The sequence below is a fragment of the Bailinhaonella thermotolerans genome (assembly GCF_003594875.1).
Lineage (GTDB): Bacteria > Actinomycetota > Actinomycetes > Streptosporangiales > Streptosporangiaceae > Bailinhaonella > Bailinhaonella thermotolerans.
In genome coordinates, this window is sequence record NZ_QZEY01000019.1 from 1 (window position 1) to 14,529 (window position 14,529).

Genomic DNA, 14,529 nt, shown 5'->3' on the forward strand with positions numbered 1-14,529 from the left:
GGCCGGATTTTGGCGCCACGCCGGAGGCCCGCCGGGCGGGTCGGTGTTCCGTTAGGGGATCCCTCACCGGAACACCCGCCAGCCGGGGCAGGGCCCCAGGTCGAGGTGTTCCGTAAAGGTGTTCCGGACTTCGTCCCGGTGACGGGGGGTCATACGGAACACTGGCGGGCGTGACCGAGACCCGCCGCGTCGGCTACGCCCGCTGTTCCACCGATGAGCAGGACGTCCAGATCCAGACCGAGCAGCTGCGCGCGCTCGGCGTTCCCGAGGACCGGATCTACATCGACCGCGGCTTCTCCGGTACCACCCGCCGCAACCGCGGCGGCCTCGACCAGGCCCTGGCCGCCGTCTGGCCCGGCAGCGTCTTCACCGTGACCAAGTTCGACCGGTTCGCCCGCAACGTCGAAGAGGCCTGCCAGATCCTGCGGGACCTGTCCGGCCGCGGCGTCCTGTTCGGCATGGGTGCCTCGATCTACGACTGGAACGACCCGTTCGGCCGGCTGTTCCTGCAGACCCTGGCCATGGTCGCCGAGTTCGAGGCCAACATCGGGCACCAGCGCACGCGCGAGGGCATGGCCCTGGCCAAGAAGAACGGCAAGCTCAAGGGCAAGCAGCCCAAACTCCCCGAACCCGCGCGCCGCTCCATCCGCCGCCGCTACGCCGAAGGCGAGGTCTCCCTGGCCGACCTGGCCACCGAATACAGCGTCGGCCGCTCCACCATCCACCGCATCATCCACGGCCCAGAAGAACCCCGGTAGATCGCGCGGGCCGATCTCCGTTATGCCGGATTCGGGGGGCGGAGTCGCCGCGCGCCCGGTTACGGTGCGGGCATGGTGATGCGGTTGCTGCTGAAGCCCTTGCCCGCATCGTGGCCGGCGCCTGCGCGGCCGCCCGGGCTGCGCGGCCTGCTCGCCCGGCTACGGGACCTGGCCGCGGCCGTACGGCGGCACGAGGACGTACACGAGCGCCTGCGGCGGGCGGCGACGCAGGCGCTCGTCTGGCAGGCCTACCAGCAGACGCTCGCCGAGCAAGAACGCCAGCGGCGCCGGCCCGCCGCCTTCGCCCAGGCGTGGAAGAACCACCTGACCGCCCTGCTGGCCGCCGACACCGTCGAGATCACGGGCCGACCGGCGATCACCGCCGCCGACCGCGATCCCGACCTGGCCTGGAGCCTGTACGCCGCCGTCAGCCGGGCCCGAGCCGAGGCGATCGCGCGAGCCGCTGCCACACCCAGCCGCCCGCGACACGTCGCCGACTCGCCCGCCTCGTGGTACGAGTTCACGATCGCCGCCGAGGACCATCCGCTCGGGCGCGTCCAGTACACGGTCTGCCAGCCCTGCGGCGTCGGCCTCCTGCGAGGCATCAGCTTCCCGCTGGAGTGGCAGTTCTGCGGGCTCGGCACCCTGGCCCTGCGCGAACTGGAGACGCGCCATCCGAGCCTGACCTGGTACACCACCGACCAATACGAGCACGCCAGGAGCTTCTACGAGCGGTACCGGAACCGCAGCACCAGTCCCTGGACGGATGAGCCGCAGCCCTGCCCGCACGTGTAAGTGCCCGGCCGGGGCCGCGCCGGGCCGGCGCGCATCGAGCGGCCACCGCCTGGGCTGGATTCCTGCACTTCCCCCAAGTTCCTCAACTGTCCGTAATTCTCCTGCTACATTCCGGTTGGTTCACCCGATGTGCGGGGTGAGCTGCGGTGCGTCCGGGCTTTCCGTGGGAGTCCGGTCCCCCTTTGTGCCGGAGGTCTGGGGATGGCGTGGGTCAGCGCCGAGCAGCGGCAGGCCGCGATCACGCGGTTACGGCAACTTCGCCAGACGGGCGATCTGGCGGCGGCGCACGTACGGCTGGCCGCCGACGGGCTCGGGATCACCGAGCGGACGGTGTGGCGGTGGCTCGCCACCCCCGGCCAGGACCGCGCGCCGCAGGGGCGCCAGCCGTACCGGCTGAGCGAGACCGACCGGGAGGCCTACGCCTACTTCCGGGGCAACGTGACGGCGGTCCACCGCGCCCGGGCCGCCGCGGTGGGCGGGCGGGCCACGGCGGCCGGTGTCCCGGTGCCCGACTTCCTGCGGCAGGGCTGGGCGCAGGCGCCGCCGCTCGCCCGGCGGACGCTGGCCGAGGCCTTCGCCCGGGAGCTGACCACCGCCGAGCGGGCGGCCTGGCGCACCGGGGAACAGGGCCGGCGGGCCGCTTCGGTGTATCTGAGTCGGCCGGCGGCCGGGCGCAACCAGGTCTGGGAGCTTGATCACAAGAAGCTGCCGATCCTGGTGCTGCCGCCGCGGGGCCCGGCGGTGTGCCCGTGGCTGACCTCGGTGGTGGACGACGGCACCCGGAGCCTGGTGGGGTGGGCGATCGCGCTGAGCCCGCACGCCGGCACCGTGCTGACCGCGGTGCGGATGGCGCTGGTGTACGACCCGCAGCGTGGCCCGTTCGGCGCCGTACCGGCGGCGGTGCGCATCGATCGCGGGCTGGAGTTCGCCGCGGTCGCGGTCCGCGACGCGCTGGCGGCGCTGTGCGTGGACACCTGCCGGCTTCCGGCGTTCCAGCCGCACCGCAAGGGCAAGATCGAGCGTCTGCACGCCACGATCGACAGCACGTTGCTGGCCGGTCTGCCCGGCTACACCGGCGGGCCGCGGGATGCGTCGGGGCGGCTGTACGGGCCGGTGGATGACCGGGCCGCCGCCCGCGCCCGCGTCGGGGCGGTCGTCGCGGGCGGCGGGGCGGGGCCGATGCGGATCGAGCGCTTCGCCGCCCTGTTCGCCGACTGGGTGCGCTGGTACAACCACGACAAGCCGCACGCGGGCCTGGGCGGGCGGACCCCGGTGCAGGCGTGGTGCGAGGATGTCGGCCCGCTCGCGCGCATCGGCGCCAACCGGCTGCGGCACCTGCTGCTGGCCGCCGAGGAACGCACCGTCGGCAAGGACGGCATCCGCAAGGGCGGCCTGACCTACATCGCCCCCGAGCTGGTCGGGATGGGCAGGGAGAAGGTGCTGATCCGGTTCATGCCGCACGATGACCGGTTCATCGAGGTCTACCGGGGCGGGGTGCACCTGTGCACCGCCCACCCGGCCGACCGGCTCACCGCCGAGCAGAGCGAGGCGATCCGCGCGCACGCCCGCGCCGAGGCCCGGCGGCTGGGCGCCGCCCGCCGCAAGGCCGCCGCCCGGGCCCGCGTCGAGCTGGCCCCGCTCACCGGCGACGGTCCCGCCGAAGACAGCCGGGTCCACCCGGCGGCGGCCGGCGACGAACTCGCCACGCGCCGCGGCCCGCGCGGTGGCCAGCGGGACGCCCTGCTGCGCAGCAAGGCCCGCACCGACCTGCTCCTGAACCCCGAGACCGGCGCCGAGCCGGGGTGAGACGATGCCACGCCACTTCGCGAACCTGACCGGGGCGGCCACGCTGCCCACCAGCGGCCTGCGGCTGACGGCCCGGGTCGTGGCCGACCTGATCGCCAACCAGGCGACCGGGGTCATCCACGGCGTGGCCGGTACCGGCAAGACCTACGCTGTCGAGGCCGCGCTCGAACACCTGGCCAGCGCCGCCCCGGCGCCCGGGCCGGCTCCCGAGCCGTACCGGCGGCCGGTGCCGGTGGCGACCTTCACCCTGGCCTTCCCCAGCCGGCCCACCATGCGCCTGGTCGCCGACGAGCTGCTCACCACGCTCACCGGCACCGCCGCCCCGACCAGCCGCAACCGCTTCTACCTGACCAACGCCCTGATCGAACTGCTGGCGGGGCTGCCCCGCCTGCTGGTCATCGACGAGGCCCAGCGCCTGACGGGCGACTGCATCGAGCTGCTGCGCCACCTGCACGACCACCCCGACACCCGCTTCGCCCTGCTGTACGTCGGCGGCGACGGCTGCTGGGAGGTGCTCTCGCGCGAGCCCATGCTGCGCTCGCGCGTCTTTCGGCGGCTGCCGTTCCACCCCTTGCGACGCGGCCAGATCCCGGCGCTGATCCGCGACTACCACCCCATCTACGCGAGCGCCAGCGACGCCCTGCTGCTGGAGATCGACGACGCCTACGCCCACGGCACGCTGCGGGACTGGGCGGTGTTCACCCGCACCGCCGTCGATCTGTGCCGCGAGGACGCCACCGGCCATATCACCGAGCGGGTCGCGCACAACGCCTACGCCCTGCTCGGCGGAGCCGACACATGAGCGACGTCGCCGCGGCCCGCGCCGCATCCCGCCCCCTCCCGGCCGCGCACCCCGACCTCGGCGGCGACGCGGCCGGGTGGCTCCCGCCGCGGCGCCGCCTCGCCGCCCCGACCGCGGTGATCGTGGTGGACAACCCCGCCGACGACGCGGCCGCCGCCGCGCACCTGGCCGCGCTGACCACCCCCTACGCCGCCCACGGCGGGCGCGTCATCATCCGGCCCACCCCCGGCGCCGCCGACGCCGCAACCCTCGGCCTGGACGTCCTGGCCGCGGCCGCCAAGAACCCCACCGCCGCCAAGACCGAACGCCTGACCCACGCCAGCTGGGACCTCGCCGCCGCCTGGCTGCGCGGCATGACGATCAGCGATGTCGTGGTCGACCGCGCCCACCGGCTCACCGCCGACCAACTGCGCGCCGTCACCGCGCTGGCCGGCACCGCCCACGCCGTGCTGTGGCTGATCTGCGGCAACCCCCGCCCCCATCCGGGCGACCTGGCCTCCCGGGTGCGGGCGGCCGCCGCCCAGGCCCGGTTCACGGTGGGCGTCGAACAGATCAGCTTGGGCGAGTTCGTCGCCAGGCTCCCCGCCCCGTCGCCCCCGCCCGGTCCCAGCCTGCAGGAGGAGATCGCCGCCGCCTCCGCCCGGTGGCCGCCCCTGCCGGCCGAGGACTTCCTCACCTTCTTGGCCCAGGCCCGCCGCCTGCTGCCCCGGGCGGCCTTCACCGACGTCGCCGACCTGTACTTCGCCGTCGCCGAGCGCGCCGACGCCTGGCTGCAGGCCCGCGAGCAGCTGAGCACACCCGGCCAGGAGTTCGCCTGCGGCCTGCAGGGCGCGCTCGCCGGCTGGCTCCGTGACCACATCCTGGGGCCGGCGCCCACCCCGCCGGTCGCGCTGGTGTCGCTGCGGGCCGTCCAGGCCGCCCTGTTCACCGAGGGCTACCTGCTGGCCTGGGACCAAGACGGCCTCGGCCCCGACCCTGCCCGCTGCCTGGCCGGCACCCTCACCCCCCAGCTGGGCCGGGCGCTGGCCACGATGTGCCGCACCGACGCCGCAGCCGCCACCGCCCTGTCCCTGCACCTCAACCACGGGCCCGCCCACTTCGACTTGATCCGCTGCGCCGACGTCGCCCCCGACGGATCCCTCATCCGCCCCCAGGCCGCGCACATCTGCAGCCCGCCGCCCTACACCTCGATCCGCTGGAACAGCTCCTGGGGGCCGCACCGCACCCCCGACGCCGCCTATGAGGAGATGACCAGAGAACCGATCGTCATCCCGCCCGCCGTCCAGCCCGTCCTGGCCGCGCACCTGGCCTGGCGGCTGCGGGAGGCCGAACACGACTACGATCCGCTGTTCGGCCACCCCAGCGAACCCGCCGTCCGCCCACCCACCCAGCTCCTGCGCCGCGCCATCGTCCGCACCTGCCGCCGCCTGGGCGTGCGCGCCCCCTGGATCCACGGCACCGACTGCGCCCACGGCACCGACATCGGCTACACCCCGCGGCCCCGCACCTGGATGAGCGAACGCGGCCTGATGCTGCACTCCCTCCCGCTGTGAGCACCCCGGCCGGCCCGCGATGAACTACGACACCCCCACACGGATGCACCTGCACGGGTTCACCACCCGGCTCCTGGCCAGCGGCCTGTCCCGGTGGGAGCTGGCCGACCTGCTCGGCGTCCACCCGCACGAGCTGTCCGAGGACGAACTCGCGGGCCTTGCCGACCGGCCCGTGCGCGTCCTCATCGAACTGGCCCGCCGCCTCGACATGCACCCCGCCGACCTGGTCTACGAACTCGATCAGGTCCTGGCCAACCCGCGCATCCCTCCGCCCGCCGACCCGTTTACCCCACCCGACCCGGCACCGCAGCCGCCGGCCGACCCGCTCGCCGACGCCCGCACCCTGATGGCGGCGCTCGCCCACGCGCCCTATGCGCTCACCCCCGACCACTGCGCCCAGATCCTGCGCTGGCCCGGCCCCCGCGTCCACGCCGCCCTGGACACCCTGCGCGCCCACCCCGACCTCGCCGGGCCCCTGGCGCTACGCCACGAACCCCCCGGCGCCTACACCCTGACCCCCCGCCTCGGCCCGCTCACCCCCAGCCAGATCGAGGAACTGGCCACCACCCGGCCCCGCTACGACATCCTCGGCCGCGACCAGGCCACCGCCCTCTACACCGTGATCACCACCGGCTATCGCGAGGACTACGTCACCGGCCCCGCCCGTGACCGCATCCAGGAAGATCGCCTGCGCCAGGCCGGGCTCATCCACGGCGACCCCGACCACGGCCAGCCCCTGTACGCCAGCGACGACATCCTGTTCAGCCTCCGCCGCACCGGCCCCCGCCACAGCCCACGCTGGGACAGCGCCCACCGCCGCCGCCTGGACGCCGCCCAAGCCCGGGCCGCCGAACGCGCCCGCCACCAGCCACGGCAACCTGCTGCCCCCGACCTCGCCGAGTTGCACGCGCCGGGCGAGGAGGCGGTCGACCTCACCCCGTACGACACGCCCCCCACCGGCTGACCGCGCCGGCGCGACGCGGGGGGACGGCGACGGGGTCGGCCCGGCAACAGCGGCGATCCTGATCAACATGTCCGCGTTCAGCGACTGACAGATGACCCGCCACACCGCTGACAAATGGTCCGCCAACCCACTGACAAATACTCCGCCGTCGACAACCGGCCCCGGGAACGTGGACACCACCCTCGCCTCGCGAGGGTGGTGTGGCCTCTACGGAGCTGTCAGCCCCACGTCCAGCCCATGATCGCCTCCTCGGTCCAGGGGGTAAAGGGGATCACCCGCGTGGTCACCGACCGTCCGCGCGCGGCCCGCCGGAGCAACCCTCAGGATGCGCGGGCGCCCCGCGACAGGGGCCAGCGGTCGCGGCCGGCGGGCGGGGACGGGGACCCCGGGGGCCGTTCAGGCGGGCAGGCGGGAGAAGTCCAGGGCGAACCGTGCGGCCAGGCGGCGCGGAAGGTGCCGCAGGGCCAGCCCGAGGACCTTGTAGGTCGCGCCGGGGGTGCTCACCGTACGGCCGCGCCGCAGGTCGCGCAGCGCCTGGGCGACGGCCTTCTCCGCCGGCAGCCATCGCCAGCCGGGGGTGGTGGAGTCGGGGATGCCGGCGCGGGCGTTGAACTCGGTGCGCATGTCGCCGGGGCACAGCGCCATCACCCGCACCCCGGACTCGCGCACCCGGGCGCTGTGCGCCATCGCCTCGCTGAAGGCGAGCACGCAGGCCTTGCTCGCGCCGTAGGTGGAGTCGAGCCAGGCGGGGCCGTAGGCGGCCACCGAGGCGACGTTGATGATGGCGCCGCGGCCCCGGCCGATCATGGCCTGCACGGCCGCCACCGCCAGGGACACCTTGGCCACGGCGTTGACCGTCAGCAGGTACTCCTCCATCTCCACGGTGTTGCCGCTCGTCGGGGTGGAGTAGCCCAGGCCGGCGTTGTTCACCAGCAGGTCGATCGGCCGCTCCGGCCGGCGCAGCCGGTCGATGACCAGGGTGCGTCCCTCGGCGGTGGCCAGGTCGGCGCGCAGCGTCTCGACGCGGTGCCCGGGCCCGGTCCGCAGCGCGGCGGCGACCTGGGACAGCCGCTGCCCGTCGCGGGCGACCAGGACCAGGTCGTGGCCGGCCGCGGCCAGCTGCCGCGCGAACTCGCGGCCGAGCCCGGCCGAGGCCCCGGTGACCAGCGCGGTGCCCGGCGCGGCCGCGGGGACGGCCCGGCTCACCGCGTCACCCCCAGGCCCTCGCCGGCCAGTACGGCGAAGGCGTCGATGACCTGCTGGATCTGCTCGTCGGTGTGGGTGGCCATGAAGGAGGTGCGCAGCCGGTACGAGGCGGCCGGCGGCGGGACGGGGTTGACGTAGACGCCCAGGTCGAGCAGCCGCCGCTGGGCGGCGAAGACCTCCACCAGGTTCGTCAGGTCGTCGGCGCCGGGGCGGCCCAGCAGCACCGGGACCACCGGGGTGCTGCTGGCCCCGGCGTTGAAGCCCAGCTCGCGCAGCGCGCCGTGCACCCGCCGGGCGATGGCCAGCACGCGTTCGCACCGCCAGGGCTCGGCGCGCAGCACCCGCAGCGCGGTGAGGGCGGCGGCGGTGCTGGCGGGGGAGGCGCCGGCCGAGAACAGCATGGGGCGGCTGGCGTGCTTGAGGTAGTTGATGACCCGCTCGGGGCCCAGGACCGCGCCGCCGATGGAGGCGAACGCCTTGGAGAAGGTGAGGCTGATCAGGTCCACCTGATCGGTCATGCGAAAGTGCGCGGCCGTGCCGCGGCCCTGGGCGAGCACGCCCGCGCCGTGCGCGTCGTCGACGAGCAGGCCTGCGCCGTACCGGCGGCAGACCTCGGCCAGCGCGGGCAGGTCGGCGATGTCGCCCTCCATGGAGTAGACGCCGTCGACGACCACGAGGATTCCGGCGCCGGCGGGGATGGCGCGCAGCTGCTCCTCCAGCGAGGCGGGGTCGTTGTGGCGGAAGCGCCGCAGGTTGGCGCGGGAGATGCGGGCCCCGTCGATGAGGGAGGCGTGGTCGTCGGAGTCCAGGACGACGTAGTCGCCGCGGCCGAGCAGCGCGTACAGGACGCCGAGGTTGGCCTGGTAGCCGGTGGGGAAGACGGCGGCGGCCTCGGTGCCGAAGAACTGGGCGAGCTCGTGCTCCAGTTCCTCGTGCAGGTCGAGGTTGCCGTTGAGCAGGCGCGAGCCGGTGCAGCTGGTGCCGTACCGGTCCACGGCCGTCTTGGCGGCGTCGCGGACGCGCGGGTCGCAGGTCAGCCCTAGGTAGTTGTTGGAGCCGCACATGATCACCGGGCGGCCGCCCACCACGGCGACGCCGCTGTCGTGCCCCTCGATCTGCGGATAGTAGGGGTACAGGCCGGTGGCCTTGGCGTCGTCGGCGCGGGTGTACTCGTGGCACTTGTCGAAGATGTTCACGCGGTCTTCCTGGGGTCGGTCGTCGATTTCGGTCGCCCAGATCCGTCCGGGGCCGCGGGATTCGGCAGGAGGGACCCGGGCGCTGCGCGGAGGCCCGGCGGCGGCGAGGGAGCCGGGCGCCAGCGGGCCGGGGACGCGAGGGGCCGGGCGGGCCGGGGACGCGAGGGGCCGGGCGTGCGGGGGCCGGAGCGGGGCCCGGCGGGCGCGTGACCGCCGGGCCCCGGCGGGTTCACGGCTTGCGCCCGGCCTTGAGCAGGCGGTGGCCCCGCCACACCCGCCAGGTGAGGAATCCGGTCAGCCACAGGGGGAAGGCCGATCCGGCGGCCAGGCCCCACCAGGTGGACCCGGTCACCGCCTTGGCCGCGATGGCGGGCACCACGGTGACGGCGGCCAGCCCGCCGATCAGCCTGGCGTCCGCACGGAGCTGCTGCGTCTTGTCATAGGGCTGCATGCCGGGCGACCGTGCCCCGGCCGCGCGCCCCGGCCACCATTGCCCCGCCGCCGCGTCCGGCGCGGGATCGGCGCCCGGGGGAGCCGCGCCCGCGCGCATGGCCTGACAGGCGCGCACGCGGGCGAACGATCCCTCGCCGTGCTCACATCCAAGGAAACACCGCATGGCACCCGTCCATCCGCGCAGCGGCCCGAGCGGCTCCTGGCCGCGCACGGCCGCTTCGCCGTCGTGTCCACCGGAGCCTGGTTCGCCGTCTTCGGCGTCACCTTCGGCGCCTGGATGACGCAGATCCCGCGGGTGCAGGCCGAACGCCAGTTGTCCCCCGGCACGCTGGGGCTGCTGCTGGCGTCCATGCCCATGGGGATGCTCCTGGCCTCGGTGCTGCTCGGCCGCGCCGTGGACCGGTTCGGCAGCGGGCCGGTCGCCCGCTACTCCGGCTGGGCCTCGGCCGTGACCATCGCCCTGCTGGCGCTGGCGTGGACGCCGTGGGCGCTGGCCGGCGCGCTGTTCCTGTGCGGCGCCGCCCGCTCGACGTTCAACGTGGCGTCCTACGCCCACGCGGCGCTGCTGGAGCAGGCGCGCGGGCGCAGCCTGTCCTCCCGGTTCGGCGCCGCCTTCAGCGGCGGCACACTGGTCGGCGCGGCGACGAGCATGGTCTGCGCCCAGCTGCGGATCCCCACCGCCGCGGTGCTGCTCGGCGCCGCCGCGCTGCAGGCGGCCGTCATGATCGCCACCGCCCCCGCCACGCGGATCCGCGGCCCCCGCCGGCAGAAGACCCGCACGCGGCAGAAGGGGCCGCGGGCCCGGTCGATGCCCATGCTCATCCTCGGGGCGCAGGGCATGCTCTACATCGCCTGCGAGGCGATGCCCACCGACTGGGGCGGCGTGCTGGTGCAGACCGAAAAGCACCTGCCCGCGCACCTGTCGGCCCTGCCCTTCGTGGCGTTGTGCCTGGCCATCACCCTGGTACGGCTGTGCGGCGACCGGCTGATCGACCGCTTCGGGCCCGATCGGGTCGTCCGCTGGGGGTCGGTGGTCGCCGCCGCCGCGATGCTCATCGCGCTGGCCTCGCCGAACCCGTTCGTGACCGTCGCCGCTCTGGCGCTGTTCGGCCTGGGCATCGCCCCTCTGCGGCCGCTGCTGTTCGCCTCGGCGGCCCGCGTCGGCGGGGACAACGCCGGCGCCATGATCGGGTACGCGAACGCGGCCGGCCTGGTCGGCGTCATGCTCTCCCAGATGCTGGTCGGGGGCATCGCCGAGCTGACCAACCTCACCACCGCGCTGCTGCTGGCCGTCGCCGCCGTGATGATCACCGCGGTGGCCGTGGCCCCGCTGCGCGCCACCGCGCCCGCGAGCGAGCCCGCCCCCGGCCCGGCCCCCAGCCCGGCCCACGGCGCGGCCTCCGGCCCGGGCCCGGACGAGGGCCGCCCCGGCGGCGCGGCACTCCGGTACGGCGGCGCCGCGCACGCCGTACCGGAGCCCGGCCACCCGCCCGCGGCGGCCGCTCACCCGTGGGGCACACCGCCGGGACGTCGGGCCGCGCACGCCGATCCGTGCCCCCCGCAGGGCCCGCGCACGGTCGCCGGCATGACCGCCGCACCGACGCCCATGGACTCCTCCGTCGCAGCGATCCTGTCCGGGTTCGGCCTGGCCGCCCCGGCCACCCGCGACCGCGTCGAGCACCTGATCGGCGAGCTGCTGGCCGCGCGCGGTTACCAGGCCCGCCTGGCCGGCCTGCGCCACCGGGTCGCCGTCCTGGAGGCGCCGCCGCACGTCGCCGCGCTGCTGCGCTACGACGCCGACGAGCTGCTGCGCCGCATCCAGGACGAGATCGGCGCAGAGGAGATCACCCGCATCGCGATCCGCTCACACACCGGCTCGCCCTGACCGCACGCCACCCCGGCGACGGGCCGCCCCGGCCCGGCCACCGACGCCGCGACCGCCCCAGCGGCGGTCGCGGCATCGCCGACCCACCTTCACGAACTTGGAGAACACCGCGTATGAAGTCCCTTGCGACCGTCAGCCTGGGCGGGACCGTCGAGCAGAAGCTGGCCGCCATCGCCGCGGCCGGGTTCGACGGACTGGAGCTGGGCCCCGACGACGTGGCCGCCTGGCCGGGCACGCCCGAGTCCCTGCGCGACCACGCCGCCGAGCTCGGCCTGAGGCCGTACCTGTTCCAGCCCCTGCGCGACTTCGAGGCGGTCCCGCCCCGGCTGCTGGCGGCCAACCTGCGGCGCGCGGAGGAGCACCTGGAGCTGATGCGCCGCCTGGGCGTCGACCTGCTGCTGGTGTGCTCGAACGTGTCCACGGGCGCCCAGGACGACGACGCCCTGGCCGCCGCGCAGCTGCACGCCCTGGCCGACCTGGCCGCGGCGTACGGCGTCCGCGTCGCCTACGAGGCGCTGGCCTGGGGCCGGCACGTCAACCGCTACCGGCACGCCTGGCGGATCGTCCAGGCCGCCGACCACCCCGGCCTGGGCCTGTGCCTGGACAGCTTCCACATCCTGGCCACCGGCGACGACCCCGCGGCGATCGCCGGCATCCCCGCCGGCAAGCTCTTCTTCCTGCAGCTCGCCGACGCCCCCCGGCTCGATCTGGACCTGCTGCGGTGGAGCCGCAACCACCGCTGCCTGCCCGGCCAGGGCGACCTGGACGTGACCGGCCTGACCCGCCGGACGCTGGCGGCGGGCTACCGCGGCCCGCTGTCGCTGGAGATCTTCAACCCCTCCTACCGCGCCGCCGACCCGCACGTCATCGCCGCCCGCGCCGCCGCGTCCCTGGACCGGCTCGCCGCCGCCGCGGCCCCGGCCGCCACGGCGGGCGGGGCGGCGGCCATGCCGCCCGGCACGGCCACCCCGCCGGCCCCCTGACCGGCCGGGACCCGCTGAATCGAGGGTGCGGCGCCTGGGTTGCCAGGCGCCGCACCCGTGCCGTCAGGGGTGGCGGGCGGCTGGGGGAGCGGTGGTCAGGTGGGCGGCGCCGACGGCGCCGGCGTGGTCGCCGAGGGCGGCCGGGACGACGGTGGCCGGGGTGGCGAAGCGGGCCTGTGCCAGGCGGGTGGTGATCTGGGCGGCGAACAGGGGCAGGTGGGCGGCGACGCTGCCGCCGATGATGACGCGTTCGGGCCGGTAGAGGGTGGCCAGGGTGGCCAGGCCGGTGCCGACCGCCGCGCCGTACCATTCGAAGGCCTGGCGCGGGCCGCGCTCGCCGGCCTCGGCCGCCGCGGCCGCGGCCGCGATGTCGGCCGCCTGGTCGCCGGTGGACGGCAGGCCTGCGGCGGTGAGCAGGGCGTGCAGGGCCGGGCGGGAGGCGGCCTGTTCCCAGCAGGAGCGCAGCCCGCAGTAGCAGGGGCTGCCGCCGGGGACGGTGATGTGCCCGCCCTCGGGATGGGAGCCGTCGCACGCGCGCAGGGGCCGGCCCCCGGCCACGACGGCGGTGCCGACGCCCGTGCCCAGGGTGATCAGCAGCAGGCTGGCGGCGCCGCGGCCGGCTCCGTGGTGGTATTCGCCCAGGGCGGCGGCGGCGCAGTCGTTGTCGAGGGCGACCGGGACGCCCAGCGCGGCGGCCAGGTGCTCGCGCAGGGGCAGCCCGGTGAAGCCGGGCAGTGTGTCGGGGTTGCGGATCACGCCGCCGGCGTCGATGGGGCCGCTGGCGCCGATGCCGACGGCGGCCAGCCGGTGGCCTGGGGGGACGGCGGCGGCGATGAAGGTGGCCAGGGCCTGGACGCGGGCGGCGGGCGGGCCCTGGCTGAGGGCCGCGGTGGTGGTGTCGTGGTGGGCGGCGATCTGGCCGGTGGCGGTCAGGGCGACGGCGCGCGTGCCGGTGCCGCCCAGGTCGACGCCGACGGTGACGGGGGATGTGGTCATAGCGTCTGGGTGACTTTCTGGCCGATGTGGAAGTGGCCGGGTTCGACGCCGGTGGCGCGGGCCAGGGCGACGGCCAGGCGCTGGATGGCCAGCATCGGCAGGATGAGGTCGGCAGGGCGCCCGGCTTGCGGGGTGGGGATGTGGTGGAAGACGCCCGGCAGCGTGTGCGGGCCGATGGTGACCAGGGTGGTCCCGGTGGGAGCCAGGTCGGCGGCCAGGTGGGCCAGGGAGTCGCGGCCGCTGCCGGGGCCGGTGAGCATCACGGCGGTCAGCCCGGGGCCGGCCAGTTCGATGGGGCCGTGCCGGAACGCGCCGCCGACGAAGGCCTCGGCGGGGACCTTGGCGGCCTCCTTCAGGATGAGCGCGCCGGTCAGCGCGGTGGCGGCCTGGTCGCCGCCGCCGAGCAGGGCCAGGCGCGGGCTGCCGGCGCCGGTGGCCGCGGCCGCGATGACCGCGGACGGGTGCCGGGCGCGCAGCGCTCGCGCCAGTTCGGCGGCGGCCAGGCGGATCTCGCTGATCACCGGGCCCAGGGGGTCGCCGGTGAGCTCGCCGGCCAGGAGCGCGTGCGCGGCCAGCGTGTTGAGGTAGCTCTTGGTGGAGACGGTGGCCTCGGGGCCGCTGTGCAGCGGCCGCACCAGGTGGCTGCGCCGGGCCAGGGGGCTGTCCGGGTCGTCGGTGACGCCGATCACGTGCCGGGGGCCGGCCTTGTCCCACTGGTCGAGCAGGGCGAGCACCTCCCCGCTGCGGCCGGACTGGGAGGTGACGATCGCCAGGTGGGCCCGCTGGGCGAGGGTGGGGTTGTCCAGCAGTTCGGAGGCGCTGATCCACCAGGCGTCGGCGCCGGCGGCCAGCAGGCGCCGCCAGGTGGGGTAGCCGGCGTACAGGGACGAGCCCATGCCGGTGACGACGATCTTCTCTCCGCCGTGCAGGAGCGGCAGCGGCGGGTGGGCGCGCTCGGCGGCCAGCAGCCGCTCCAGGGCGGCCGGCTGATCGGTGATGTCGCGTTCGAACGGTGTCATCGCAGTCAGGGGGTTTCCTTCGATCGGCGGGAGCAGAGGCGCATCGGGGACGGCCGGGGACGGATCGGGGACCGGACGGGGGCGGGCCGGGACGGATCTGGGTGAGTGCGGGG

Annotated in this window: 13 protein-coding genes; 8 read left to right on the forward strand and 5 right to left on the reverse strand. The window is 75.6% G+C overall.

What is annotated here, in order from left to right; genetic code table 11:
- The first annotated feature begins 170 nt into the window (after positions 1 to 170).
- From D5H75_RS32810 to D5H75_RS42150, 6 genes are all read left to right on the forward strand, one after another.
- Positions 171 to 758, forward strand: coding sequence for a recombinase family protein (locus tag D5H75_RS32810; RefSeq protein WP_119930476.1), 588 nt, complete (start codon positions 171 to 173; stop codon positions 756 to 758).
- A 72-nt stretch (positions 759 to 830) separates the two neighbouring features.
- On the forward strand, positions 831 to 1,553 hold the full coding sequence (locus D5H75_RS32815; RefSeq protein ID WP_119930477.1) for a hypothetical protein: 723 nt from the start codon (positions 831 to 833) through the stop codon (positions 1,551 to 1,553).
- Between the two features lie 201 nt (positions 1,554 to 1,754).
- Positions 1,755 to 3,359 carry a Mu transposase C-terminal domain-containing protein gene (locus D5H75_RS32820; protein ID WP_119930478.1) on the forward strand — a complete coding sequence of 535 codons (1,605 nt, stop codon included), beginning with the start codon at positions 1,755 to 1,757 and terminating at the stop codon, positions 3,357 to 3,359.
- Between the two features lie 4 nt (positions 3,360 to 3,363).
- On the forward strand, positions 3,364 to 4,161 hold the full coding sequence (locus tag D5H75_RS32825; protein ID WP_119930479.1) for an AAA family ATPase: 798 nt from the start codon (positions 3,364 to 3,366) through the stop codon (positions 4,159 to 4,161).
- Positions 4,158 to 5,714, forward strand: coding sequence for a hypothetical protein (locus D5H75_RS32830; protein ID WP_119930480.1), 1,557 nt, complete (start codon positions 4,158 to 4,160; stop codon positions 5,712 to 5,714). Before D5H75_RS32825 ends, D5H75_RS32830 begins: the two co-directional genes overlap by 4 nt.
- A 19-nt stretch (positions 5,715 to 5,733) precedes the next feature.
- Positions 5,734 to 6,678: a hypothetical protein gene (locus D5H75_RS42150; protein ID WP_202638722.1), complete on the forward strand. Its 945-nt coding sequence runs from the start codon at positions 5,734 to 5,736 to the stop codon at positions 6,676 to 6,678.
- A gap of 396 nt (positions 6,679 to 7,074) precedes the next feature.
- Here D5H75_RS42150 and D5H75_RS32845 read toward each other — a convergent pair whose 3' ends face one another.
- The 3 genes from D5H75_RS32845 to D5H75_RS32855 form a co-directional block, all read right to left on the reverse strand.
- The gene (locus D5H75_RS32845) at positions 7,075 to 7,884 is read right to left on the reverse strand and encodes an SDR family NAD(P)-dependent oxidoreductase (protein ID WP_119930482.1); all 810 of its coding nucleotides are present in this window, start codon (positions 7,882 to 7,884) and stop codon (positions 7,075 to 7,077) included.
- Positions 7,881 to 9,080: an aminotransferase class I/II-fold pyridoxal phosphate-dependent enzyme gene (locus D5H75_RS32850; RefSeq protein WP_202638723.1), complete on the reverse strand. Its 1,200-nt coding sequence runs from the start codon at positions 9,078 to 9,080 to the stop codon at positions 7,881 to 7,883. Before D5H75_RS32850 ends, D5H75_RS32845 begins: the two co-directional genes overlap by 4 nt.
- A gap of 229 nt (positions 9,081 to 9,309) precedes the next feature.
- On the reverse strand, positions 9,310 to 9,531 hold the full coding sequence (locus tag D5H75_RS32855) for a hypothetical protein (RefSeq protein WP_147425349.1): 222 nt from the start codon (positions 9,529 to 9,531) through the stop codon (positions 9,310 to 9,312).
- A gap of 138 nt (positions 9,532 to 9,669) precedes the next feature.
- On the opposite strand from D5H75_RS32855, the gene D5H75_RS32860 reads away from it, so the two are divergent.
- Both D5H75_RS32860 and D5H75_RS32865 read left to right on the forward strand, forming a co-directional pair.
- Positions 9,670 to 11,418, forward strand: a complete 1,749-nt coding sequence (locus D5H75_RS32860; protein WP_147425350.1) for an MFS transporter — start codon at positions 9,670 to 9,672, stop codon at positions 11,416 to 11,418.
- Between the two features lie 113 nt (positions 11,419 to 11,531).
- Positions 11,532 to 12,401, forward strand: coding sequence for a sugar phosphate isomerase/epimerase family protein (locus D5H75_RS32865; RefSeq protein WP_119930485.1), 870 nt, complete (start codon positions 11,532 to 11,534; stop codon positions 12,399 to 12,401).
- A 63-nt stretch (positions 12,402 to 12,464) separates the two neighbouring features.
- Here the strand turns inward: D5H75_RS32865 and D5H75_RS32870 are convergent, their stop codons facing one another.
- Both D5H75_RS32870 and D5H75_RS32875 read right to left on the reverse strand, forming a co-directional pair.
- Complete coding sequence (locus D5H75_RS32870; RefSeq protein ID WP_119930486.1) at positions 12,465 to 13,397, reverse strand: ROK family protein; 933 nt, start codon at positions 13,395 to 13,397, stop codon at positions 12,465 to 12,467.
- A complete protein-coding gene (locus D5H75_RS32875) occupies positions 13,394 to 14,416 on the reverse strand; it encodes an SIS domain-containing protein (RefSeq protein ID WP_119930487.1) in 1,023 nt (340 codons plus the stop codon). Before D5H75_RS32875 ends, D5H75_RS32870 begins: the two co-directional genes overlap by 4 nt.
- Positions 14,417 to 14,529: the final 113 nt, after the last annotated feature.